The following is a 24,913-nucleotide window of genomic DNA, read 5'->3' as shown; positions in this document are numbered from 1 at the left end:
CAAATAAAATTTAGATATCAATAAAAATAAATAAAATGAACTTTAAGCACAAACTCTCATGTACTTAAAGTTCATAATTCCGATTATTAAAGATATTTTTTCTCTAACTCCTCTAATATTGAAGTATATTTTTTCATAACCTCAGTATTTGCATCTTCAAATTCAACACACTCTGCATTTACCTTATCAATGATTTCTTGCTTTAATTCTCTAGTAGCAAATTTATATATTACATTATCTTCTTTGTCTATATGCCTTTCTAAAAGATGAGTATAAGAAATGGCATTAGCAATAACATCTAATATAGCTTCTTTATTACCTGATTTTAAATTTTCAAGTGCTTCACTTAGTCCTGTAATATAAAGTCTTCCTAAATCATGTTCTACAAGCATGCCATATTTCACAGTCTTCTCTGCAATAAGTCCAAGCTCCTCCACCATCTTATTAAAAAGAATTACTTCTTCTTTTTTATGGTGATGTGCATCTGCATAATTTCTAATGAAATCTATCATCTTATAGAAATCTTCATAGTTTACATTCTTTTCTTCTAGAGATTTGTAAGTAGCTTTTCTAACTACAGTAAGCATACGTTTAATATACTTATGCTCTTCCATCATTAAATCTATAGCATTCATCTTTTCTCCTCCTACTTTCTTTTAATGATTTGAGTTCCATCTCCTAATTCCTCGTATTCATAGTTACCATTAACTTCATTAACAAAGGCCTTAATCCATAGTCCTCTTAAACTATAGAAATAAGAAACATCTCCAGATTCTCTACTCCATATGTCCTTATGAACACAAATTCTTCTACTCCACTGTACCATATCTTCCGTAGACGCTAGAACCTCATTCACTCTATCACATGGCATTCCATCTAATATATAGTCATTTATTCTATCATATATATCCATAGCATTACTTGCTGGATCTAATTTTTCTTTAACTTCCTTAGCTGCTTTCATTCCTTGATGAATATAAATATTTTCTAATTTAGCCTTAACTTTTTCATTACTATTTAGTAATTTAGTTGTCCAAGCTGCCATCCTTCCCTCTGCTGAATGTATTTTCCCTTGTAGCCACCCATGGATGTTACTTGTATCTATCATATCTTCTAAAGGAAGATTTGGCAGTTTTTCTCCATGATTTTCATTAATCTCCTTAGCTAATGAAGATACATCTAGTCCCTCTTCCTTAGCTAGATTAATTATTTCTTCCTCTAATCCTTCAAACCATAATATTTTGTTAAATAACCAATAATGTACTTTTCCAAGATATAAACTCATATTTTCTCCTCCTACATTTAAATAATTTTAAAACCCAAATCATGTTTATCTTCTATATTGAAATTACTTTATAGCCATAATTTCAATATGTTTGTAAATCATAATCCTTTAGTTAAATATATTTTAACCTGCTTAATTTATATTAACCTTTATAAGCAGATTATATTTTATTAATCTCTACATCTATGAGTTTATATTAATATCTTTATAAATTCGGTAACATTGGTTACCAAAATAAATTAAAAGCCAATATATCAAAACTCTTTATGATATATCAGCTTATAATTTATATATTTATCCTATATATAATTTACATTTAATAGTTCTTCAAATTCTTCCCTAGGCATAGGTTTTGCAAATAAATATCCTTGGGCCATTTCACATCCTATCTCTTTTAAGAAATCAGCCTGTTCTCGCGTTTCTACCCCTTCACAAATTACTTCCATATTAATATTTTTCGCCATATCAACTATACTTTTAACAATATCTTTACTCCTCTGTGAATTAGTTGTTTCATCTAAAAATGCTTTATCTATCTTTAAGGTATTAGCTGGAAACTCTTTTAAAAGATTTAATGATGAGAATCCAGATCCAAAATCATCAACAGAGATTTTAAATCCTACCTTTTTTAACCCTATCATTTTTTCTATAAGCCTATCAGCATTTTTCATAAAAGCACTTTCCGTTAATTCAAACTCTACCAATTTAGGATCTATGTTATAGCTTTTAACTAACTCATTAATATCCTTGACTATATTGGGATTATTAACATGAAATCTAGAAACATTCAATGATATTGGAACTACACTTTCTCCATTATCTAATCTTTCTCTTAAACACTGCAATACACTTTTATAAACATACATATCTAAATTTACTATAAACCCATTTTTCTCAAACAAAGGTATAAATTTCACTGGAGGAATTAACCCTTTCTCAGGATCCTGCCACCTAACTAAGGCCTCAGCACCTACAATTTTCTCTGTATTTAAGTCATATTTAGGTTGATAATAAACCTTATATTCTCTATTTATAAGAGCCTTATACATTTTATTTTCTATTTCTAATTCCTCAATAATTTTATTTTCAAAACATTTATCATAAAAGGCAATTTTATTTGTATGAGAACCCTTAACTGATTTACGTGCTATATTAGCTTTATTGATAATATCTTCAACCTCTATACCATTAGAATTAAATATATAGATTCCACTTACAACTATTAACCTATAATTTTTTGCAAAAACCTTTTCTAATTGTCTAAAAATATTTTCAAATTTTGTTAACCTATCAATTAATTCTTTTTTATTTGTGTATTCTACAAGTATTAAAAAATTATCTGCAGATACCCTTGCAAAAATTTCATTTTCCCCCATTGAGTTGTATAATTTATTGGATATTGCACAAATAATTTTATCTCCTTCTTCATATCCTAAATTATCATTTATAAACTTAAATTTATCTATGTCACTGTATATAAGAGCATAGGATTTTCCTTTATTAGTCTCAAGTATCTTTTTAGCTCTAACTTTAAACTTATTAGCATTCCATAGACCTGTAAGTGGATCTGTAAATGCCATTTTTTCATAATACTTTGTTCTTCGTTGTTTTACATAAAAAAATATCAAAAGAGATATTATTACTAATAAAGATATAAAAATAATAATTTCTAATCTATATTTAACTAGTACTACCTTTAAATTTATTGGAATAGATTCTTGTACTACATTTTTCATAATAATATCTACTCTAGTTTTTTCATCTATAACATTAATAGCCTTATTAAGTATAGGTATTACTAATGAATCTATATTAGGATTTACTCCAATTGATATATTATAACTTAAATTCCCAATATTCATTGATTTTAAATTATTATCTTTTATACTGCTAATAGCAATATTAGCTGTGTAGCTGTCTAATACTGTTATATCTACTTTTCCCGATTTAACTGCATTAATACAACTAATATAATCATTGTAATACTCAATGTTGTATTGTCCAAATTTATTTTCAAAAGCTTCTTTGTTGATTTTCATATCATTAGGTATAGATATATCCACATTCTCTGTTTTTATATATTCTTCTCCTTTTCCAACTATGACTAAAGGTAAGGATATATACGGGTTAGTTAATATAATGTCTCTAGAATGTGTATTTTTTTCAATACTAGATTCACTAGCTATTAAATCTACTTTTCCATTTGCCATTAACTTTATAGCTTCTTCCGTATTTTTTACCTGCACATATTCAAATTCTATACCTATTTTTCTAGAGATTTCTTCTAACATATCTCTTACTATTCCAGAGAAGTCACCCTTACTACTCCTATATTCTATAGGACTTAAATAATCTTTATAAGCCACTTTTAACACAGGCTTTCTTTTTATAAAGTCAACCTCTCTTGGAGTAAGTAACGGTTGTTGATTTAAAATGCTATTACCATAATATTTTTCTCGTAATTTCATATCAAAATTTAAATCATCTAATTTTATCTTTCTTAATGCTTCATTAAGTTCATTGGTGATATCATTATTACCCTTTTGTGTTATATAATAAAAAGGGTGAATATCGCATTTGGCAACTAATCTACCACTATTCTGATTTGAAATGCTTCCTAAAACTATAGCATCCACATTACCAGATTCCATATCCGCTATCATTTCTTCTTCAAAATCATAATATACTTTTTCATAAGAGAAATTATTTTGTTTTGCATAACCTTCAAAGACTGTATTTTGAAAACTTTCCTTTAAAAACCCTATTTTCAAGCCATTGAATGCTTCAAAATCTTCATAAAATACACTGTCATTTTTACTTGAAACATACATAGTTGTAAGTTCTATTCCATTTGAATATTCTACATAGTCATATATCTTGCTTCTATCCTCGGTGTACTGAGCCCCACATAACAAATCTATCTCTCCTTTAGATAGCTTGTCTAATAGTTCTGGCCATGTATCATATACATATTCATAATTCCAATTAGTATATTTTGATATTTCCTCGAGATACTCTACTCCATACCCTGAAAAAAGTCCATCTTTATCTTTTTCAATGAAAGAAGGATAATCATAATAACCCACTTTAATTATCTTGCTCTCGGTATCTGAAAACGCTATCATCGTCATAGCTATATTTGTACTTATCAAAAATATTAGTGTTAAGCATAGTAATTTAAATTTTCTCATCATATCCTCTTTTCCTATTGCAAATAATAATATATTTACATACCACTATAATTATCGTACTTTAAAATTATATCTTAAAGCAACATTTATTATAATGATGAAATAAAAATTTTATTTCACTTTCTCCTATAAAAAACAGGTTTTAGATTCATAAATACAAATCTAAAACCTGTTTTAATTTCTTTTAAAAATATAATTATATTCAAAAATTAAAAATTTGATGACTATCCTAATGCATTTCTATCTAATTTTTTGAACTCTACCAACTACTCCACCTTCAAGCATTACCTTAATACCTCTTGGATGTACTGAAGAATTAGTTAATAACCTTGTAACTGTTCCCTCTGTCAATTTTCCTGTGCGTTGATCTTCCTTCTTTACTACTAAGACCTTTGAGCCTATTTTTATATCTGCTCTTTTAGTTCCATCCATAGTTATTTCTCCTTACTTCTTGAATAGATCTCCAAGGGCTGCAAATGGATTATCATTAGCTGCTTCTTGTTCTGCTTCTTTTTTCATTTTCTTCATATAGTTATTAACATCCCTCTTATCAACTTTTCCACCTTTTTCGAATCTCTTATTAAATTGGGATGCCTTTTCTCTAAAGTTACAGTTTGCCCCTGGACATACATAGATTTGACCTTCTCCGTGTCCTTTAAGGGTAAGTTTTTTCTTACATTCTGGACAACGAGCATTGGTAGTTCTACTAACACCTTCTCTGTGACCACATTCTCTATCTTGGCACACATTCATAACTCCAGTTTTAGTCTTAACCTCTAACATGTATTTTCCGCACTTAGGGCATTTTGCACCTGTGACATTTTCATGAACAAACTTATTACCATTGACTTTAACATCTTCAACTAGAGCTCTTGAATATCTTCTCATCTCTACAATGAAGTCCATGGCATCTTCCTTGCCTTTGCTAATATCCTCTAGCTGACTTTCCCACTTAGCTGTTAAAAGTGGTGACTTAAGGTCACTTGGAACTAATTCTATAAGTTGTTTTCCCTTAGATGTTGGAACTATTTCCTTACCTCTTTTTTCTATATAAAATGAATTAAATAATTTTTCTATAATATCTGCTCTTGTAGCTACAGTGCCTAATCCACCAGTTGCATTTAAGGTCTTTGCTGCATCCTTTGAAACATTAATATATTTATGTGGATTTTCCATAGCTGAAAGTAATGTTCCCTCGTTAAATCTTGCTGGTGGCTTAGTTTTACCTTTATTTATATCTACAGAGTTTATCTTTAATTTATCTCCAATATTAAGCTTTGGAAGTACTTGATCCTTTAAGCCATCTTCTTCGCTAGAATCCTCCATATCTTCTCTATCATATAGTGCTTTCCATCCCTTAGATTTTATAACTTTTCCTTTAGCTACAAACTTCTCTCCAGCTATTTCTGTCACTATATTAGTTTGTAAATATTCAAAAGGTGGCATCATAACACTTAAAAATCTCTTGACTACTAAATCATAAATATTTCTTTCCTCTGAACTTAAGTTAGACATATTAGGACTTTCCTCTGTAGGAATTATGGCATGGTGATCTGAAACCCTGCTATTATCTACAAAACTCTTGCTTGGAGTAATCTTACCTTTTAGGATATTTGTAGCTGCTGCTCTATATGCTCCTATAGATATAGCTCTTAATCTCTCTGGAAGTGTAGCTACTATATCTGTAGTTATATATCTTGAATCCGTTCTTGGATAAGTTAATATCTTATGATTTTCATAAAGTCTTTGCATTATAGAAAGGGTCTGCTTTGCAGAATATCCCCAAATTTTGTTGGCATCTCTTTGAAGCTCTGTTAAATCATAAAGAGCAGGTGATGGCTTTTTCTTTAGGCTTTCAGTTATATCTATAATACTTGCTTCTTGACCTCTAACCTTAACTAGGGTTTTATTAGCTACTTCCTCATTAAAAGTGCTTTGATAATTATTCTTATCAACCCACTGTAGTGAAAATTCTTTAGCCTTGGCAGTAATTGTATAGTAATCCTTAGGAATAAAGTTTTTAATATCTTCTTCCCTTTGAACTATCATGGCTAAGGTTGGAGATTGAACTCTTCCTGCTGAAAGCTGAGCATTGTATTTACAAGTAAGGGCGCGAGTAACATTAAGTCCTACAAGCCAATCTGCCTCTGCTCTACACACCGCTGCCTTATATAAATTATTATAATCTTTACCTGGTTTTAAATTTTTAAATCCATCTAAAATTGCCTTATCAGTTTGAGAAGAAATCCATAATCTCTTTAGTGGTTTTTTTACTCCAGCCTTTTCTATTGTCCAACGTGCCACTAACTCTCCTTCTCTTCCTGCATCTGTTGCAATAACTATCTCATCTATATCATTTCTTAGCATTTGCTTTTTTACTTCATAAAACTGCTTTTGGGTCTTTTTTAAAACTGTAAGTTTCATATGCTTTGGAATCATTGGCAAAGTTTCCATACTCCATTTTTTATATTTGGCATCATAGTCCTCAGGATCTTGTAGTCCCACTAAATGACCTAGTGCCCAAGTTACCACATACTTACTTCCCTCTATGTATGCACCCTTACTCTGATTGCATTTTAAAACCTTAGCTAAGTCTCTACCTACTGAAGGTTTCTCTGCTAGTACTAATATCTTTCCCATCTTTTACTTCCTCTCTTATCTACAGTATCTATATTAAGTATTATTAACTTATTAATCTAAATCTTATCTTTTGTATTATATCATACTTTATCTTAGGATAAAGAGAAAAATGGTAAAAGAAGGCTATGAACCAAAGTCCATAGCCTTCTTAATATATTTATTAAACCTATTTTACATACATTCCACTTGGTTTTTCAGATAAATTAACCATAATATTCTTCATTTGAGTATAAGCATCTAGGACAGATTTATGAGTTTCTCTACCTATTCCTGAGTTCTTATATCCTCCAAATGGTGCTCCAGCTGGGAAGCTATTATAAGTATTTACCCATACACGTCCTGTTCTAATACCTCTAGCAACTTGTATAGCTTTATTTATGTCTCGAGTAAATACCCCTCCACCTAAGCCGTATTCGCTATCATTTGCCATGGCAATTACTTCATCTATTGTCTTGAATTTAATAACAACTCCTACAGGTCCAAAGATTTCTTCTCTAGCAACTCTCATGTCATTAGTAACATCAACAAGTAGAGTTGGTTTCATGAAGTAACCATTAGCAGCATCGCCTTCAGTGTATCTTTCTCCACCTGTAGCTACTTTAGCTCCTTCTTTCTTACCGATTTCTACATAGCTAAGAATTTTATTAAGTTGATCCTCACTTACTTGTGCTCCCATTTGAGTATTATTATCTAATGGGTTACCCACCTTAACCTTTTCAAAAGCTTTAACTGCTTTTTCTATAAATTCATCATAAAAATCTTCTTGTACAAAAATTCTAGATCCTGCTGAGCAAACTTGTCCTTGATTAAACAGAATTCCTAGTTGAAGTCCTTCTAGAGCTATATCTAAATCTGCATCTTTAAAGAATATATTAGCAGATTTCCCTCCAAGTTCTAGAGTTGCAGGAATGATATTTTCTGCTGCTGAAAGTCCAATTTTTCTACCTACTTCTGTTGATCCAGTGAAGGCTAATTTATTAAGGCCTTTATGATGTTGTAGATATTCTCCACTTTTAGAGCCTCTGCCTGTAACTATATTAATTACACCCTTTGGAACTATATTCTCTATTAATCTCATAAGCTCAAGTACACTTAATGAAGTTGTGCTTGATGGTTTAAATACTGAAACATCCCCTGCTGCTAATACTGGAGCAAGCTTCCATGCAGCCATTAAGAATGGGAAGTTCCAAGGTACTATTTGTCCTACAATCCCAATTGGTTCTCTTAATATTATGTTTAAAGTATTTTCATCAAGCATTGTTGAGCTACCCTCATCTGAACGAATAACTCCAGCAAAATATCTAAAGTGATCTGCTGCAAGAGGTATATCAGCTCCTGTAGTTTCTCTAATTGGTTTTCCGTTATCCATAGTTTCAATAGTAGCTAAATACTCTGCATTGTCATCAATGACATCTGCAATTTTGTTTAACACATCTGCTCTTTCAGCAACTGTTGTTTTTCCCCAAGTTATAAAAGCTCTTTCAGCTGCTTTAACTGCATCATCTACATCTTTTTCTGTAGCATCTGCTATTTCAGCTAAGAATTCTCCGGTAGCAGGATTGTAAGTTTTCAATACGCCTCCATCAGAAGCCTCTCTCCATTGACCATCAATATATAGTTGATATTTTTCTTGTAATTTTATATTCATATTAAATCCTCCTTGTCCACTCTTATAATGATTTAGATTTTTTCTATCTCTTAATTTAATTTTATTATAATCACAAAATATCTTTCTAGGAAGTAGGCACTTTATTCTCATTAACTATACTTTTTGTGACATAGTATCATAAATGATACTATTATATTAATAAATAATAGTAGAAAATCTTATAATAATGTAAATAGTGGATTTAAAATTTAACATATATAAAATTCATGGTATAATGCAGAGTATGTTATAGACTTTTTTATATGTAGTTAATTTTTTATACTATAATATAATAAATATACTATTAGGACGGTGAATATAATGGATAAGAATTTGCTATGCATATTTCCTAGACATGAAGAATGTCATATGAGGAATCAATGAACTAAGTACTCTACGTGCCCCATGGTTGTGGTACAAAATCTTCTATCTGGTAAATGGAAATTATTAATTTTATGGTACTTAAGTTATGGTACCTTGAGATTTAGTGATATTAAAAAGAGGTTACCTAAAGTAACTCAAAAAATGCTAACTTCACAATTGAGAAGTTTAGAAGAAGATAAGCTTATATCTAGAAAAGTATATCCTGTAGTCCCACCTAAAGTTGAATATAGTTTAACTGAAGTTGGTAAAGAAATCATACCAATTCTAGAAATGATGCATTCCTTTGGAAGTGAATATTTAGATGCTGGTTTATTTAATACTGAAGAAAAGGATGAAGATAACACTGAATTAAATTAGTTAGATCTTTCTATTTAAACCTATGTAATAATTGAAGAAATACATATAAACAGATTTCTAAGTATCAGTATTTTCGATACTTAGAAATGTTATCCAGGGACGTAGCAGCTCTAATACTCCCACTTTGAAGAGATGGGAGTATTAGAGCTGGTAGTCATCAGATAAAAAGTGCCATTTCATATATACTCTAAGACTTATTAGAGTATAGTGTCTTATTTAAGATTTTCTGAATAAATTTTGTCTTTCTCTCGCAGTAAGTATCAGCATCGTATCTATATTCTTTAGCTAGCTTTGTTTTCAGTGCTGTATAATCCTCTCGTGCATCTCTATTTGTTCTAAGATGATTTCTTAATGCAATATGCTCTAAATATCCTTTACCATCTTTAGGACATACATATAAGTGATATGGCATAAATCTATTTTTCACATAACTAAAAGCCTCTCTATCTTCAATGCCTAAATTCCCTTCATGATGATATCCAGCTTCTTCTAACCTCTTCTTTATTTCAGGGAAATTATCATAACTATCCATAACCACATCTATATCGATGATAGGTTTTGCAGAGAGCCCTTCCACTGAAGTACTTCCAACATGTTCAATTGATAAAACTAAATCTCCAATATAAGAATCTAGCATGTCCCTTATTTTTTCAAATTCTAACTTCCATTTTTCGTTATAAGGCTCAATAACAATAACTTTTGTTCTAATTGACATAGATTTATACCTCCTTTACACATCTAATGTAGTACACCCTACTTATTTTATATTTGCTTCATAATGATCTTCATTAAGTCTCATTATTTCAAGTTCTTTTATATTCTCATTCAATTTCAATGCTAAACTTTGAATTCCAAAGAACTCGGTGAAAGTATGACTACCGATAATAAGATTTATCCCTTTAAACTGAGCATATTGAATGGTATACAAATTACATTCACCTGTAATGTATACATCACACTTATTTTCAACTGCTTCCTTAAGGCAATCTGTTGGCCCTCCATTACCACAGACTAAACCTACCCGCCTCACTTTTTCGTCATTAAACTTCCAAGACTTAACTGGTTCTTCAAGTAGATTTTCAATTTTTTTTACTAATTCATTAAACTCAATTTCTTCATCATATTCTGCCACTCTACCAAAATATAATCCTTCCCATTGGTGGGTTCTTTTAACATTTTCTAAATTCAATTTTTTTAACAGACTATCATTTGTTCCAAAGTTACAGTCATCAAGTGGCAAGTGATTATAGTAATGACTTATACCATACTCTTCCAATTTCTCTCTGCATGCCTCTTTTAATCCATATATTTCATCCCATGCATCGTGGTGTGTCACCATCATATCAACTCCATGAATTCTTGCTTCTTCTATAGTTTCAAGGGTTAGGTTAACACAGTATCCTAATTTTTTAACTTTTTTACCTGCATGATATGTGATCCCAGATTCATTAGAAAAGATTTCCTTACTTGTTACATTAAAAAGTTCATTAATTCTTTTAACAATATGTGAAACGTCCATATACTTCCCTCCATTTTCTTCCTTGCATTCAGGTATATTTTCAACTGTAGTACAGAAACTTGTACAAGTTAAACAATGACTAATAATTGCAAAAACAATTATCCTAGTCTTAAAAATTTCATTGCCTATAAAATTAAATGTTAAATCACCATCTATAAAAGACACTAAAAATGTCCATATTAAAAAGTCTTAACTTCTTTTCTATCTATATCAACAACTCGAGTTCTAGTATCAGCTTTAGATATAAATATTTCTTCTCCATTACTATCTATGCAATAGGAAATAGGAATAGATATACCACAATTTCTATATGAACCATCTGCATGACTTGTTCCAATTACAATGGTTTTATAGATTCTAGCAATATTTTTCGCCTCTGTTATCCACTGTTGAAATTGTTCATCACTAAACATTCCTACACCAATTGGATGAGCAATAAAGTTTATAGTTTCATTAACTCTTTGTAAATCTCTAACACCTTTCAAAATTTCCATACATAGTAAATAACCAATATTCATTTTATTATAATTAACCACTAAAGGATTATATAATTTCTCATTATCATCTGGTGGTGTTTTAGCTCTCTCTAATATTTTCTCTCCATGATTATTGATTATTACTGCTCTATCTTTGTTATTCATTCTATAAGACGTAATAATCATCACTCTATATTCTTTTGCAATGTTACAAACATCCTTTAATAATTCTTCATTAGCTAAATACCCTTCAGGATATAGTACAATATCAACTTCTCTATTATTTATTATTTCATTACTAATCTGCTTAAGCCCATTTTCATGTAGTGGTTGTCCTATTAATATCTTCATCTTCGTTCCCCATTCCATAGTTAAATATTACCTTGCCATTAGTTTAATCATAGAACCCTCTACTAATTTAAATCATTTAAAGATTTAATTATAGGGTACTTACTTTCAATATCATTCCTATCATATCTATCAATTAGAATTGGAATCATACCAAAATCTTCTGCCGCAATAAGATTTGATTCACTATCATCTATAAAAATTACTTCCTCTGGTTTTACTCCGATTTCTTCAATAGCTATTTTAAAAAGTACCTTTTCAGCTTTATAGGAGCCATAAATTGATGACATAACAAATGTAGAAAAATATTTTCTTAGACTCTTATTAATAAATACTCTTTCTAAGGATGGCCATGTATCTGAGACAACCCCTAAAATATATTTATCTTTTAATCTTTGTAGCCCAGGTTTCACATCATCAAAAAAATAAAATTTATCATCATTATATACATTATCACTTGCCAAAGAATTAATTATTTCCTCATTTATACTCGTATACTTTATTTCTTTTAGTACTATTTCATAAAACTCCTTGAACATCGCAAATTCATCTTCTTCTGTTTTTACTAATAATATTTTACTAATATGATCACAGGCTTTATTCATTGCTTCACTTAATTGATCTTCTGTATATTGAAAGCTTGTGTCATTAAAAATATTAAAGAAGTTAGGTGTAATAAACCAATGCCCTGTCCTAGGTACATTTAAGGTTCTTCCCGAATCAAATAAAATAGCTTTAATGTTGTTCATATTCATTATAGATTTCCTCCAAGCCCACAGTAAACATTTTCATTGTTTCTGTGTATAAATAATTACGATTCTAAATTAAATACTGTTGCTATCCTCATTGTTCAACTTTTTTAAAATAATATTTAGCTTTTCATCTATTTCTTTATTTCTATTAACAAAGTTTTTACACCATTTTATGCCTTTATATATAGCTATTAAAATTACAAACATCAAAATAACATTTATAATAGAAATTATTATTATTTTATTATCTACCTCCATCTATAGACTCCTTTCTTAATTTAAAATACTTATTTATTTTCCCTCATATTAAATTCTTCTACATTTAGCATAATTATGGAATTTTCTATTTTTCCATCAACTGTTGAATATTGAAGATTGAAATAAAGATTATTCTTAATAATACCCAACTGTTCTTCATTGAATAATTGTTGTGAACTAATTTCTCCTATACTTTTATTCAACAAAAGTTCACCAGATAAAGATGTTCCTTTATTATCCCATCCATTTGAAACTGCTTTTGATAAAACTAAATATTTATCTCCTTCTTTATCTAAATAGATATTTTGAGAATATGATTTAATTTGTTCTTCTTTGCTTCCTATATACTGTATATTGCCGCCAATAACTATATGCCTGTTAGGAAATAGAATAATTAACCCTTCTGTTACTCTTATATCTGTGTTTTCTCCCTGAAATGAATACACTTTAAATTCTTGGTTATCCAGCTTAGTTTTGTACCACATAGTTGTACCAATGAATACTATATTAGTTATAACTAAAAAAAATACAATCCAAAATATAAATGATCTCTTCATACATTTTTCCTCCATATATCATTAATATTTTTGTATATTTTTACAATATATAATTATTATACCTTATTATTAACTATATCCCTATAACTTTTACACATTTTTACTCTTTTAAATCTTAAAAAGATTAATTATAATAAATCTAATTTACTTTTTATAAATCATACACATTAAAATGAATAATGCTATAATTTATTTATTAATGATAATATTGTATTGGAGGGAATTTTAAAATGAAAGTCTTATTAATAAACGGTAGTCCTAATGAAAAAGGATGTACTTATACTGCTTTATGTGAAATAGCAATGGAACTAGAAAAAGAAAATATACAATCAGAAATATTCCATGTAGGAAAGGCTCCTATTAGAGGCTGTATGGGATGCGGTTACTGCTATAAAAGTGGTAGTGAAAGATGCGTTTTTAATGATGATACTGTTAATATTGCTTTAGAAAAAGCTAAGGATGTTGATGGATTTATCTTTGGTTCTCCAGTTCACTATGCTGGTGCTTCTGGTATGATTACATCATTTTTGGATAGATTTTTCTATGCAGGTAGTGGATTTGAATATAAGCCTGGGGCTGCCATTGTAAGTTGTCGTAGAGGTGGTTCCTCTGCTACCTTTGACCAATTAAATAAATACTTTACTATATCAAATATGCCAATAGTTTCTTCACAATATTGGAATATGGTTCATGGCAATACTCCAGAAGAAGTAAAACAAGACCTTGAAGGTATGCAAACAATGAGAACTCTTGGTAAAAATATGGCTTGGATATTAAAATCTATAGAAGCTGGTAAAAAAGCCGGAATATCCTTACCTAAAAAGGAAGAAAAATTAAGAACCAACTTCATAAGATAAAATGAAAACAAAAGTGCTTTTCAAAATATCCTACTAATTTCATGTAAGATGTCTTGCCAAGCACTTTCAATTTATTTATATAAAGTTTACTTTACTCTTCATATCCTTTTGGATTTTGGCTTTGCCATCTCCAAGAGTCTTCACACATTTCTTTTATGCCCTTTTCAGCTGTCCAGCCTAATTCTTCATTAGCCTTTCTTGGTTCTGAATAGCAAGTTGCAATATCACCAGGTCTTCTTGCAGTAATTTTATAAGGAATTTCTCTTCCACTAGCCTCTGAAAATGCCTTAACTATATCAAGAACACTATATCCATTTCCTGTTCCTAAGTTATAGGTTACAAGACCTGAATTAGTTTTTAATTTTTCTAATGCTTTTAAGTGACCTTTAGCTAAATCTACTACGTGAATGTAATCTCTAACTCCTGTACCATCTGGTGTGTCATAATCATCCCCAAATACACTAAGCTCCTTAAGCTCACCTATAGCAACCTTTGTAATAAAAGGCATTAAATTATTTGGAATACCACATGGATCTTCTCCAATAGTTCCACTTTCATGGGCCCCTACTGGATTAAAGTAACGAAGTAATGCTATATTCCATGAATTATCAGAGCTATATAAATCTCTTAAAATTTCTTCTAACATTAGCTTTGTTCTTCCATATGGATTTGTAGCAGATAGCGGTGCTTCCTCTGTAATTGGAATAATTTTTGCATCTCCATAAACAGTAGCTGATGAGCTAAATACAAAATTTTTAACTCCATATTTTCTCATTAATTCTAAAAGTACAAAAGTGCTAGTTAAGTTATTGTGGTAATAATCTAGGGGCTTAGCCACAGATTCTCCCACGGCCTTAAAGCCTGCAAAATGAATTACTGAATCTATAGCATTTTCACTAAAAACCTTGTCCATATCTTCCTTGTTTAAAACATCATATTTATAGAATTTAGGCTCTTTTCCTGTAATAGCCTTAATTCTATCCTTTACTAACTCTTTACTATTACTTAAGTTATCTACAATAACAACTTCATACCCCTCTTTTAATAGCTCAACGGTAGTATGACTACCGATATAGCCCATTCCTCCAGTTACTAAAACTGCCATGTAATACACTCCATTCTTACTTTATTTATGTCAAATTTTAATTTATATCATAGCACTTACCTATATTGACAATGCTCAGATAAATATCTTCGTATACAATTATATCTCAAATTGTAAAATTATTAAAGAAAAAAGAGCTATTAGTTCAGCTCTTTATTTAAAACCCTTAAGAATTCCTTAATAGTATCTTTATCTACACTATAAAAAATTTTATTATCTACCTTTTCCATATATACTAATTTAGCTACAATTAAAGCATTCATGTGATAAGAAACAGTAGCTGTAGTAAGAGAAAGAGCCTCTGCAATTTCTTGCCCGAACATAGACTTTTTCTTAAGCATCTTTATAATATTAAATTTACTTTTATCACTTAGACACTTCAATCTATCAATTAGGATTTTTTCCTCATTATCATTTCCTATAGAATCACTCAAAAGTTCATAAAACTTCCATCCAAAGTACATATATTCTCTTCTTTTATTATTAAAAACAGGGCTTATGGTTGATAAAAATGATACTGAATTAAATCTAATTATACTTGGAAAGATATAAATATCATCTTCCCACTGATCAAAGATTTTAATACCTGTGGAATCAGAGATAAATTTAGGGTTTTCTTTAATTAAATCTCTAAGATCATATATAAATTTTTCTACTTCTTTTTCCATAACCTTAAAAGCTTCCTTAAATACATCTATAGAATTTATAATCATATCAATAAGTTCGCTTAAATACTCCTTTGGATTTTGAGAAATAACCGTAAGCCACCACTTAGATTCACTGTCTAAAGTACATCTTTCTATAAGATAAGGCATAAATTCTTTTTCTGCATCTAGGTTAGATAAATCATCCTCATCAGGAAAATCATCTCTAAGATAATCATCTTGACATAGAATTTCCTTCATAGCAAGTTCCTTTAGTTCCATGGAATCTAAATTGTGAATTCTATTGCGTCCCTCAATTAGTTCCTCCTCGGTTATATTGTTAATAAAAATACTAGCTATACAATGTGTTTTTTCATGAACTTCACTAATATCATTAAAGAATATCTTAAGTCTATCCATAGGTATCTTATTTCTAGTCTTAAATTTTTCGATAAATTTAAAGAAGTTTTTTAAATCCTTATTTATATATTTATCTATATCTTCGCCATACTTTTTAAAACTGTCCCTGAGCTTGTTAACTATTTTTTCTTCATTAACTATAAAATAAAGAGTATTTTTCACTTCCTCAATTAAATTAATGTTATTCTCTACTATATATTTCATATGAAACTCCTTCTCTCGTCCTTCAGATAAGTAAGTTCCAATAACTAAATCAAATATTTAGATTGTCACTTAAATTTCCTGCATGCTTTTATTATAACGTTGACATAGGAATAATACCACCATACCTATTCCGAATATTAAGAATAGTTGAGCTGTGCTTAAGAATACACAAAGACTTCCTACTACTAACGATCCTACTGGTGTAGCTGCCATGCATAATGAATTAAGTATTCCTGCTGCCCTTCCCAAATATTGTTGTTCTGTTTTTTGCATAAAAGTTATATTTACTATCATCATAAATATACTAGCAGATGCACCAAATAAAAAGGCTAATAAAATGATAGTTCCATAAAGGACTAAATCAACACCTATCATAGGTACAAATGCTAGAGATAAATATGCAGTTCCTAGGATTACCCCCGATATTATAAATAAATTAATTCCTTTAAATTTTTCTGCTATTTTAGGATATATAGCACCACCAATAAGCATCCCTGTAGTTAAGCTAAAGCTAATCATCGCAACTACCTCAGGACCCTTTAACAACTCCTCATTTACATATGCAACTCCTAAAGTGTTAAAAGGTATCATAAATAAATTAATTAATGCGGCAAATATGGTTATTGACATCAAAATTTTACTAGTCTTTAAATAGATAAATCCATCCTTTAAATCTACAAAGTACCCCTTCATATTTAACTGTTGCTTCTTTAAAATCTCTTCTTTATATCTAACCATAGCCATAAATATTCCACATAGAAAAAAACTAACTGCATTAACAATCATTCCGCCACCAATACCAATGACTGCAATGATTCCGGCCGCTACAGCAAGTCCTACTAGCTCCACAATTCTAGATAAGGTAGATTGTAACGCTCTTGCATAGGCAAACTTTTCTTTTTCAATAATTAGTGGATAGGCTGCTATTGCTGCTGGTCCTTCAAAGGACTCAAAGGTAGAATTTATAAAAGTAAATATAAATAAATGATATGGCTTAAGTATGCCAAATATAAACATTAATGCTGTGATAGTTACTACAGTGGCTCTTCCTAAATTACAAAGGACAACCACATTTTTTTTCTTTTTATAGTCTACAAACACACCAGCAATAGGTTGAAATAATATTGTTGGAATAGCATTAACTCCAAAAATTAAAGCCATTAACGCAGTACTGCCTGTAATTTCATATACCATCCATCCATAGGCAATGGTGTCAATAGAATCCCCAAATCTTGAAATAAGATTACCAATGATAAATAAGCAAAAATTTTTATCCATAAGTATGTCTTTATATCCTATTTTTTTCTTTTCTACAGCTAAATCCATAACTATACCATCCTTACATAATTTATATATTATTAAATTTTCTTCCTATTATTAGTTTATGATTATGTTAGATAATTGTCAATACCAATTAGATATATATCTAACATAAATTAAAAATAAAAAGGTCAAGAAGTATTTATTCAACATCACCCTTTATTAAGGTGTTTTGCTACTTCTCAACCCTTTATTTCTTAATTATTTTTTTCTTCATTGTTATCTAAACATTTTAAAAATAGCTCTACTAGTTCTGGATCAAATTGGGTACCTGCACATCTCTTTAATTCTTTAATAGCCTCTTCTTTATTCATAGCCTTTCTATATACCCTATCATGAGTCATAACATCATAGGCATCAGCAATAGCAATAATTCTTGCCATAAGCGGTATTTCTTCTCCTGCAATGCCTAAAGGATATCCACTACCATCCCATTTTTCATGATGAGTTAAAACACATTTTGCCACATTCATTATTTCACTAGAAGCATTGATTATTCTAAATCCCTTTTCTGCATGAGTTTTCATCACTTCAAATTCATTTGTTGTCAGTGGCCCTGGTTTTAAAAGTATATCTTCCTCAATGGCAATTTTTCCAATGTCATGAAGTCTAGCTATTATCATTAATTCATCCATTTGTGAGCTCTTAAATCCATATCTCTTTCCTATTTCCAACGCATAGGATTCTACCCTTTCAGTATGCTCTTCTGTTTCCATATTCTTAGCTTCCAAACTCTTTTTTAATGAGTTCATCATGGAGCTTCTAACACTATTATGTTCTAAGAGTTTTTGCCTATATACCCTCTCTTCTACTTCTTTAATACACTTATCAATGTCTTCTTCTACAGAATGCTTAACCACTTCACCAAGGGCAATGCTAAGTTCAATGTAATTATGTTTATACTTCTTACATTCACTTCTTATTTTTTCAATACTTCTCTCACAACCGCTTTCATCACAGCTTGGCAGGAGTATCATAAATTCATCTCCACCCCATCTAAAAACAAAGCCTTTATCACTACAAGCTTTATTAAGAACACTAGATATACTTTTTAGTAGCCTATCTCCTTCTAGATGTCCTAAAGAATCATTAACTAGCTTTAGTCCATTTACATCTCCCATAATTATTCCTAAAGGAAGGTGCTCCTCATTATTTAATTCCCGTATCTTTTCTTCAAAATAAGTTCTGTTATATATTCCTGTTAGAGCATCATTATAACTCAAATATCTAAGCCTATCCTCTAATTTTTTTTTGGCTAGTGATATTTCTAGCTAGCCCAACAATTCCCAAAACTTCACCTTTTTTATTTATTACAGGAGCCTTAAAACTTTCTTCTATAATTCTATTTCCATTTTCATCTAAGGTAACTCCTTGAATATATTTTGCTTCTTTACTCTCCATTATTTCTTTATCTACTTTAATAAAATTTTCTGCGATTTCCTTATCTGGATAAACTTCTAAGTCATTTTTCCCAATTACATTATCTACTCCAAATTTCTTATAATAGTCATTGAAATTTTTATTGCAACCAATATATCTTGAATCCTTGTCTTTATAAAAAATAGCCTCTGGTAATGAGTCTATTATAGTTCGAAGAATACTTTTTTGATTTTGAAGCTCTATTTCTCTTCTTTTTTCTTCTTCAACATTTACAATAATCCCACCCATAGCATTAGTGTTACCGTCATCATCAGTGATTGGGAATACATAACACTCTTCTGCTATTTCTCCAGTAGTTTCATCATAGGAATACAATTGTAATTTATCTAAACCTTCCTTTACTCTTTTATTATATATACTTGCTACTTTCTTCGGAAAGATTTCTTCATATGTCTTACCTTTTACTTCTTCTAGCTTTAAATTATAACTTTTTTCACAGGCTTTATTAATAAAAATAATCTTTTTATCTATATCTGCAATCCATGCAGCCCATGGCATATTCTGTAAATACAATTCAGCTAACCCCATACTTATCCCCCATATTTATTCCCAATAATTCATCATCACCTTATTCTACCACTTTTCTTCCTATAATATCTACATTTTCTTGTCATACTATGTATTTTTATTCATCCCATATTTATCTAATCTCAGATCTATACACTATTTAATATAAATCTATATAAACTTATAATATATACTCATATTAAATTATCTTATATTATTTAATATGAGTATATCAGCCAAGAGGACAAATGAAATTATCTCCAAGTTATTTAGTCCTATTAGAAGCTTATTAATTTCTATATAGCCCTCTAATTATCTTTTTCCTTTTCTTTGTAATTCCTTTTGTAATTTAATCTGAAATCTAGGATCATTAGCAATGTAGTAACTTAAAATATCACTTATAGTTTCTCCATCTAACCCTTCAATTCCACCTCTTTTATCTACTTCATCTTCTATAATATCTAAAATATATTCTTCTAGAATTTCTCTTGTTAACTCCGCTCTCTCTCTTATTTCTTCTTCCCTTTCCTCTCTTTTCTCTTTTTCTTCATCAGCTTTTAATCTTTCTTCTATTGATATATATTTATTATTTCTTTTCTTTTGTTTTTTCCTCTTTTTTTTTAATTTTACACAAAAAATACCCCATATTAATCCTCTCTCTTTAAAACTCTTTCATTATAAACTTCACCTACTAATTCTTTCTAATTAGTATCTTCCCTAAGAACTCTATTTATATAGTAAACTCCATATCTTTGTTATAATCTGTTCTAGCAATCAAATATCTTTTTAATATTTTAGAAGTGTATACTCTAAAATTTAAGGAGGGTTCTATTTTTATAGAATAATCTTCACTAGTTATAGCTAATCTAAGCTCTTCTATGGTATAACATGGATTATCTAGTTTAGTATATATCCCACCCAATTGTAATGGAGTGTGACTATCACTACCTGTAATTACATTAACTCCTATTTTACTAGATAATTCATATAACTCTCTTCTTACCTCTTCTTCACCTTTTTTGAATATATCTTTAGCATTTAAATCTATAGCATCTAATCTCTTTAGTAGTTCTTCAGGATGATTACATAACTTATGTCCTCTCCTAAAAGGATGTGCTCCTATTTTTAAACATCCATACTCATCAGCTAAATCTAATAACTCTTTAAATTCCACTAAGTTTTCTCTATTCATATAATGTTCTAGCCCTTCATGAATCTCTAATATAGCCTCTCTCCTTCCTACTAAAACAACATGTCCCTTATCCTTTATGCTCACTTCCATAGCAGGAAAAACAGAAACTCCTTTAACTAAATACCTATGATCTTTGTATTCATAGTTTTCTTCAAGATATTTATATATTTCTTTAAAATTTATAGCATTAAAATGTTCACACATAATTATTCCATTTAATTCACATTGCTTTGCATATTCAATTTCCTCATTAAAAAATCTCTCATTAAAATCTTTTCTTTTACTCAACAATCCATGGACATGAAAATCTATGTTCATATTAACTTCTCCTCATAAAATTACTGATAAAATCTAGAATCTAAACTGTAAACTCTCTCTTCTTATCATTATATAGAAATAACACCAGTAAGTTCCCCATATCTGAATTGCTTCTCATCCATTACACATAAATAAAAGACTGCCCCCAAATAATTTTGAGACAGTCTTTGTGCAAAATTAAAATCTGATTTTTTCTTTTCTAAGTCTTTGTATGGCTCTTTTTTCTGTAATTACTGCTACAACTTGACTTTTTAAATTCTTATTTTCTGAGTATTTTCCATGGAAGGATAAGAAATTAAAATTTCCAATAAGAGCAAGATTTTCATCACAAATCAATACCCTTTCACAGGTATCACCCTTCTTTATTTCAAAAAGTTTACCATAGTTATTAAAATCATCTTTAATGATATCTGCTATTCTTTCTGATCCTCTTTCCATTTCTTCCATATTCAAATCCTTATTGGAACCTAAGCCATAAACTATTCTAACCTTAACCTCTCTGTTTAATGCCTCTTTCAAAAGACTATAAACTTTTTCCTTATACATTACATGATTATTTATCCAAGGAGTAACTATGTCTATTTCGCTTTTAGCTGCAATTAAAGCTTCTTTGAAAATATCAATGATTTCTTCATCCTTTATAGTTTTATAATCAGCTACCCCTAGTCGAGATAAGCTATTCACTATTTCTATAGTACAATCTACATTTTTCTGAACTGAAGTCATATAACTCTCTTCTAACTCTTCTATATTCTTTTTAATATTTTCACTTATTTTTTCATAATTTCCTTTTTTCTTTAGTTCTTCAAATTCATCAGTAATGTTATCCACCATTTGATTAATTTGTCTCTCACTTTGTCTTATACAAACATCCATAACATTATTAGTATGACTCTTTAAGCTTTTTTCAAAGCCATCTAAATTTATGTTACTACTATTTTTAATTTCTCCCTTCATAGACTTGAACTGCTTGTCTATATTCATTCCTATTTGCATCTTTAATGAAGTGCTCTGTCTAGTTAAAATTTGTTCTACTTCTTTAGTATAAATATTCATACTTTCATTTAAAAGCTCATTTATTTCTTTATTAATTCCCCTGTAATCTTTTTCACTATTATCACTAACATAATTTTTTATTTTAGTTTCTATAATTTCTATGAGCTCCTCATTATTCTGTGAAAATTTGTTTCTTGCCTCTTTTATTACATCTTCATAAGTATTATTAACAGTTTCTCCTATTTCATTGACTATCTGTTTCTCCACAAATCTTTTTTTCCCTTTCATAGTGGTTGCTAAAACATCAGACATACTATTATTAACTCTATCATTTGCATATTCTATAACATCTCTTTTTACTTTACTTATCTGATTATTAACTTTTTCCCTTATATCATCTTTAATGTCAAAAGCTTTTTCATCAACTGCAACCACTGCTTCTACTTGTTCTTCATGACTCTTCTTTTTTTTCTTTAAATTATACCCCTCAAGTAACTTTGAAAATAGAAATACACATAATGTAGCTAAAGCTATTACTAGTAAAATAGTAATTACTAAAGTTACTGTGCTTTCTCCTAAACTTTTAAACATCATTTTCCCCCACAATCCTATTTGCATTTAAATTTACTGTAAACACCCCTAAAACAAATAATATATACTTTCATAATTAATATACTATATATTATAATATTCTACCAAAATATATAAATCTTTATAGTTTAAAGAAAATATGATGAAAACTTTCAAATAAGTATGCTATAATCTATGTTATCCTATTTAAATCTTATGAAAAGGAGTAATAAAATGGCAAATATAACCTTTAATAATATTGTTAAAAAATATGATGAAACCAATATTGCTGTTGAAAACTTTAACTTAGAAATAAGAGATAAGGAATTTATTGTTTTAGTTGGACCATCAGGATGTGGAAAATCTACAACTTTAAGAATGATTGCAGGTCTTGAAAGTATTACAGAGGGTGAAATATTCATTGGTGATAAATTAGTAAACAATGTAGCTCCTAGGGATAGAGATATTGCCATGGTATTTCAAAGTTACGCTCTATATCCCCATATGACTGTATATAAAAATATGGCTTTTGGACTTGAAATGAAAAAGGTACCAAAGGATGAAATTCATAAAAAGATCACTGAAGTTGCTAAAACTCTAGACATTGAAGAACTATTATATCGTAAACCTAAGCAGCTGTCAGGGGGGCAATGTCAACGTGTTGCACTAGGACGTGCTATTGTTCGTAATCCATCGGTGTTTCTACTTGATGAACCTCTATCAAATCTAGATGCAAAGCTTAGAACTCAGATGAGAGCTGAGATAATCAAGCTACATAAAACTTTAGGTACAACCTTTCTATATGTAACCCATGATCAGACAGAAGCAATGACCATGGCAGATAGGATTGTACTAATGAAAGATGGCCTTATTCAACAGGTAGATACCCCTATGAATCTATATAATAATCCTTGTAACTTATTTGTAGCAGAATTCATGGGATCTCCTAAAATGAATACCCTAGAAGTTACTCTTATAAACAACTCTAACAATTTTTATGCTAAACTTAATTGCATTACAATTAAATTACCTAATACAGATAAAATTAAGTCTTTATTTAACAACTACGCAAATAAATCTATTATCTTAGGCTTTAGACCTGAAGATATATATATTGAGAATAACACTATTAAAGATAGTCTAAGTAATATTATTTCGACTAAAGTTGATATTACTGAACTAATGGGATCAGAATCATACTTATATCTAGATTGTAATGGTAACAAGTTAATAGCAAAAGTCCCATCTTCTGCAGATATAAAATCAGAACAAATAAATATAGCAATTGATACTAGCAAACTTCATTTTTTTGATAAAGATACAGAAGAAAGAATAAATACCTAATATTATTAATTTTAAAAAGCACCTTCTTAAAAATTTTAAGAAGGTGCTTAATTATTAGCCTTTACTTGATTATCTAATTTATTATCTCTATATTATCTATGCTTTCAATACGGATAATATTAGTTTTAATAACATCCTTTTTATCTCTATAGGTTATCTTAACCCACTCATCATCTACGTCAAGAACCTCACATTCCATTTCGCTTTTACCGATAAATACTGGAGCTCCCTCGCAACTAATAATACATTTCACACCAATTAGTTCCTTTAACAACTTTGACAAGGCCTCTTCCCCCTTAATCTTTCTTTTTAAACTCTTTAATTCACCTTCTAATTTTTTTATTTTCGATGGATATCCCATCTGAGATAGGACTAGTACAAATGCAATTAACCCAAAATACTCCAAGGAATTAATCCCCTTTCTAAAACTTATAACTTTACTAAGATGTCCATATCCTCCCACAAATATAAAACTATATAAATATTAACATATGAACCTAGTTATATAGTCATATATAAAAATATATAACTATATAACTATTTAAATAGTTGTTCTGTTCATGCGGGTTTCAGCATCTTTG

At 29.5% G+C, this 24,913-nt stretch carries 23 protein-coding genes; 3 read left to right on the top strand and 20 right to left on the bottom strand.

Annotation, left to right across the window (positions count from 1 at the left end; all coding sequences use genetic code 11):
- Positions 1–86: 86 nt before the first annotated feature.
- The 6 genes from IO99_RS07355 to IO99_RS07330 form a co-directional block, all read right to left on the bottom strand.
- On the bottom strand, positions 87–635 hold the full coding sequence (locus tag IO99_RS07355; RefSeq protein WP_035131908.1) for a hemerythrin domain-containing protein: 549 nt from the start codon (positions 633–635) through the stop codon (positions 87–89).
- An 11-nt stretch (positions 636–646) separates the two neighbouring features.
- Positions 647–1,285: a hypothetical protein gene (locus tag IO99_RS07350; protein WP_035131904.1), complete on the bottom strand. Its 639-nt coding sequence runs from the start codon at positions 1,283–1,285 to the stop codon at positions 647–649.
- A 299-nt stretch (positions 1,286–1,584) separates the two neighbouring features.
- A complete protein-coding gene (locus IO99_RS07345) occupies positions 1,585–4,479 on the bottom strand; it encodes an EAL domain-containing protein (protein WP_084178114.1) in 2,895 nt (964 codons plus the stop codon).
- Positions 4,480–4,716: 237 nt separating this feature from the next.
- Positions 4,717–4,908 (bottom strand): YwbE family protein, encoded by a 192-nt coding sequence (locus IO99_RS07340; protein ID WP_035131898.1) that lies wholly within the window; start codon positions 4,906–4,908, stop codon positions 4,717–4,719.
- 12 nt (positions 4,909–4,920) lie between these two features.
- Entirely contained in the window at positions 4,921–7,116 is a 2,196-nt protein-coding gene (locus tag IO99_RS07335) for a DNA topoisomerase III (RefSeq protein WP_035131896.1), read from the bottom strand.
- Positions 7,117–7,282: 166 nt separating this feature from the next.
- Positions 7,283–8,764, bottom strand: a complete 1,482-nt coding sequence (locus tag IO99_RS07330) for an aldehyde dehydrogenase family protein (RefSeq protein WP_035131894.1) — start codon at positions 8,762–8,764, stop codon at positions 7,283–7,285.
- A gap of 405 nt (positions 8,765–9,169) precedes the next feature.
- Here IO99_RS07330 and IO99_RS07325 point away from each other — a divergent pair, with 405 nt between their 5' ends.
- Positions 9,170–9,505, top strand: a complete 336-nt coding sequence (locus IO99_RS07325; RefSeq protein ID WP_084178113.1) for a winged helix-turn-helix transcriptional regulator — start codon at positions 9,170–9,172, stop codon at positions 9,503–9,505.
- 187 nt (positions 9,506–9,692) lie between these two features.
- Here IO99_RS07325 and IO99_RS07320 read toward each other — a convergent pair whose 3' ends face one another.
- The 6 genes from IO99_RS07320 to IO99_RS07295 all read right to left on the bottom strand — a co-directional run bounded on the left by IO99_RS07320 (position 9,693) and on the right by IO99_RS07295 (position 13,415).
- Positions 9,693–10,220: a GrpB family protein gene (locus tag IO99_RS07320; RefSeq protein WP_035131892.1), complete on the bottom strand. Its 528-nt coding sequence runs from the start codon at positions 10,218–10,220 to the stop codon at positions 9,693–9,695.
- Between the two features lie 42 nt (positions 10,221–10,262).
- Positions 10,263–11,024, bottom strand: coding sequence for a Nif3-like dinuclear metal center hexameric protein (locus IO99_RS07315; protein WP_035131979.1), 762 nt, complete (start codon positions 11,022–11,024; stop codon positions 10,263–10,265).
- A 179-nt stretch (positions 11,025–11,203) separates the two neighbouring features.
- Positions 11,204–11,851 (bottom strand): hypothetical protein, encoded by a 648-nt coding sequence (locus IO99_RS07310; RefSeq protein WP_035131890.1) that lies wholly within the window; start codon positions 11,849–11,851, stop codon positions 11,204–11,206.
- 62 nt (positions 11,852–11,913) lie between these two features.
- Complete coding sequence (locus IO99_RS07305) at positions 11,914–12,603, bottom strand: HAD family hydrolase (protein ID WP_035131885.1); 690 nt, start codon at positions 12,601–12,603, stop codon at positions 11,914–11,916.
- 69 nt (positions 12,604–12,672) lie between these two features.
- Complete coding sequence (locus IO99_RS07300; protein WP_035131884.1) at positions 12,673–12,858, bottom strand: hypothetical protein; 186 nt, start codon at positions 12,856–12,858, stop codon at positions 12,673–12,675.
- Between the two features lie 29 nt (positions 12,859–12,887).
- Positions 12,888–13,415, bottom strand: coding sequence for a hypothetical protein (locus IO99_RS07295; protein ID WP_035131883.1), 528 nt, complete (start codon positions 13,413–13,415; stop codon positions 12,888–12,890).
- A gap of 230 nt (positions 13,416–13,645) precedes the next feature.
- Here IO99_RS07295 and IO99_RS07290 point away from each other — a divergent pair, with 230 nt between their 5' ends.
- Positions 13,646–14,272: a flavodoxin family protein gene (locus IO99_RS07290; RefSeq protein ID WP_035131876.1), complete on the top strand. Its 627-nt coding sequence runs from the start codon at positions 13,646–13,648 to the stop codon at positions 14,270–14,272.
- 91 nt (positions 14,273–14,363) lie between these two features.
- Here the strand turns inward: IO99_RS07290 and galE are convergent, their stop codons facing one another.
- From galE to IO99_RS07260, 7 genes are all read right to left on the bottom strand, one after another.
- On the bottom strand, positions 14,364–15,377 hold the full coding sequence (gene galE / locus IO99_RS07285) for a UDP-glucose 4-epimerase GalE (protein WP_035131868.1): 1,014 nt from the start codon (positions 15,375–15,377) through the stop codon (positions 14,364–14,366).
- Positions 15,378–15,517: 140 nt separating this feature from the next.
- Complete coding sequence (locus tag IO99_RS07280; protein ID WP_035131867.1) at positions 15,518–16,645, bottom strand: ArsR/SmtB family transcription factor; 1,128 nt, start codon at positions 16,643–16,645, stop codon at positions 15,518–15,520.
- Positions 16,646–16,714: 69 nt separating this feature from the next.
- Positions 16,715–17,971, bottom strand: coding sequence for an MFS transporter (locus tag IO99_RS07275; RefSeq protein ID WP_035131865.1), 1,257 nt, complete (start codon positions 17,969–17,971; stop codon positions 16,715–16,717).
- Positions 17,972–18,162: 191 nt separating this feature from the next.
- Positions 18,163–19,188, bottom strand: a complete 1,026-nt coding sequence (locus tag IO99_RS19470; RefSeq protein WP_242844102.1) for a bifunctional diguanylate cyclase/phosphohydrolase — start codon at positions 19,186–19,188, stop codon at positions 18,163–18,165.
- Between the two features lie 10 nt (positions 19,189–19,198).
- A complete protein-coding gene (locus IO99_RS19465; RefSeq protein WP_242844101.1) occupies positions 19,199–19,933 on the bottom strand; it encodes a PAS domain-containing protein in 735 nt (244 codons plus the stop codon).
- Positions 19,934–20,642: 709 nt separating this feature from the next.
- Positions 20,643–21,422: a PHP-associated domain-containing protein gene (locus IO99_RS07265; RefSeq protein ID WP_035131859.1), complete on the bottom strand. Its 780-nt coding sequence runs from the start codon at positions 21,420–21,422 to the stop codon at positions 20,643–20,645.
- A 177-nt stretch (positions 21,423–21,599) separates the two neighbouring features.
- Positions 21,600–23,009, bottom strand: coding sequence for a hypothetical protein (locus IO99_RS07260; protein WP_035131856.1), 1,410 nt, complete (start codon positions 23,007–23,009; stop codon positions 21,600–21,602).
- Between the two features lie 213 nt (positions 23,010–23,222).
- Here IO99_RS07260 and IO99_RS07255 point away from each other — a divergent pair, with 213 nt between their 5' ends.
- Positions 23,223–24,332, top strand: coding sequence for an ABC transporter ATP-binding protein (locus IO99_RS07255; protein WP_035131854.1), 1,110 nt, complete (start codon positions 23,223–23,225; stop codon positions 24,330–24,332).
- Positions 24,333–24,405: 73 nt separating this feature from the next.
- On the opposite strand, the gene IO99_RS19310 is transcribed toward IO99_RS07255, so the two are convergent.
- A complete protein-coding gene (locus tag IO99_RS19310) occupies positions 24,406–24,738 on the bottom strand; it encodes a hypothetical protein (protein WP_035131852.1) in 333 nt (110 codons plus the stop codon).
- Positions 24,739–24,913 lie beyond the last annotated feature (175 nt).

This window comes from Clostridium sulfidigenes, from assembly GCF_000732635.1.
Classification (GTDB): Bacteria; Bacillota; Clostridia; order Clostridiales; family Clostridiaceae; genus Clostridium_J; species Clostridium_J sulfidigenes.
The sequence above is the reverse complement of the archived record's forward strand: the minus strand, read 5'-3'. Positions and strand labels throughout refer to the sequence as shown.

What these genes read in the sequence shown, in the direction of transcription:
- IO99_RS07355 (WP_035131908.1), bottom strand. Translation starts at nt 635, where the DNA reads ATGAATGCTATAGATTTAATGATGGAAGAGCATAAGTATATTAAACGT.
- IO99_RS07350 (WP_035131904.1), bottom strand. Translation starts at nt 1,285, where the DNA reads ATGAGTTTATATCTTGGAAAAGTACATTATTGGTTATTTAACAAAATA.
- IO99_RS07345 (WP_084178114.1), bottom strand. Translation starts at nt 4,479, where the DNA reads ATGATGAGAAAATTTAAATTACTATGCTTAACACTAATATTTTTGATA.
- IO99_RS07340 (WP_035131898.1), bottom strand. Translation starts at nt 4,908, where the DNA reads ATGGATGGAACTAAAAGAGCAGATATAAAAATAGGCTCAAAGGTCTTA.
- IO99_RS07335 (WP_035131896.1), bottom strand. Translation starts at nt 7,116, where the DNA reads ATGGGAAAGATATTAGTACTAGCAGAGAAACCTTCAGTAGGTAGAGAC.
- IO99_RS07330 (WP_035131894.1), bottom strand. Translation starts at nt 8,764, where the DNA reads ATGAATATAAAATTACAAGAAAAATATCAACTATATATTGATGGTCAA.
- IO99_RS07325 (WP_084178113.1), top strand. Translation starts at nt 9,170, where the DNA reads ATGGTTGTGGTACAAAATCTTCTATCTGGTAAATGGAAATTATTAATT.
- IO99_RS07320 (WP_035131892.1), bottom strand. Translation starts at nt 10,220, where the DNA reads ATGTCAATTAGAACAAAAGTTATTGTTATTGAGCCTTATAACGAAAAA.
- IO99_RS07315 (WP_035131979.1), bottom strand. Translation starts at nt 11,024, where the DNA reads ATGGACGTTTCACATATTGTTAAAAGAATTAATGAACTTTTTAATGTA.
- IO99_RS07310 (WP_035131890.1), bottom strand. Translation starts at nt 11,851, where the DNA reads ATGAAGATATTAATAGGACAACCACTACATGAAAATGGGCTTAAGCAG.
- IO99_RS07305 (WP_035131885.1), bottom strand. Translation starts at nt 12,603, where the DNA reads ATGAATATGAACAACATTAAAGCTATTTTATTTGATTCGGGAAGAACC.
- IO99_RS07300 (WP_035131884.1), bottom strand. Translation starts at nt 12,858, where the DNA reads ATGGAGGTAGATAATAAAATAATAATAATTTCTATTATAAATGTTATT.
- IO99_RS07295 (WP_035131883.1), bottom strand. Translation starts at nt 13,415, where the DNA reads ATGAAGAGATCATTTATATTTTGGATTGTATTTTTTTTAGTTATAACT.
- IO99_RS07290 (WP_035131876.1), top strand. Translation starts at nt 13,646, where the DNA reads ATGAAAGTCTTATTAATAAACGGTAGTCCTAATGAAAAAGGATGTACT.
- galE (WP_035131868.1), bottom strand. Translation starts at nt 15,377, where the DNA reads ATGGCAGTTTTAGTAACTGGAGGAATGGGCTATATCGGTAGTCATACT.
- IO99_RS07280 (WP_035131867.1), bottom strand. Translation starts at nt 16,645, where the DNA reads ATGAAATATATAGTAGAGAATAACATTAATTTAATTGAGGAAGTGAAA.
- IO99_RS07275 (WP_035131865.1), bottom strand. Translation starts at nt 17,971, where the DNA reads ATGGATTTAGCTGTAGAAAAGAAAAAAATAGGATATAAAGACATACTT.
- IO99_RS19465 (WP_242844101.1), bottom strand. Translation starts at nt 19,933, where the DNA reads ATGGGGTTAGCTGAATTGTATTTACAGAATATGCCATGGGCTGCATGG.
- IO99_RS07265 (WP_035131859.1), bottom strand. Translation starts at nt 21,422, where the DNA reads ATGAACATAGATTTTCATGTCCATGGATTGTTGAGTAAAAGAAAAGAT.
- IO99_RS07260 (WP_035131856.1), bottom strand. Translation starts at nt 23,009, where the DNA reads ATGTTTAAAAGTTTAGGAGAAAGCACAGTAACTTTAGTAATTACTATT.
- IO99_RS07255 (WP_035131854.1), top strand. Translation starts at nt 23,223, where the DNA reads ATGGCAAATATAACCTTTAATAATATTGTTAAAAAATATGATGAAACC.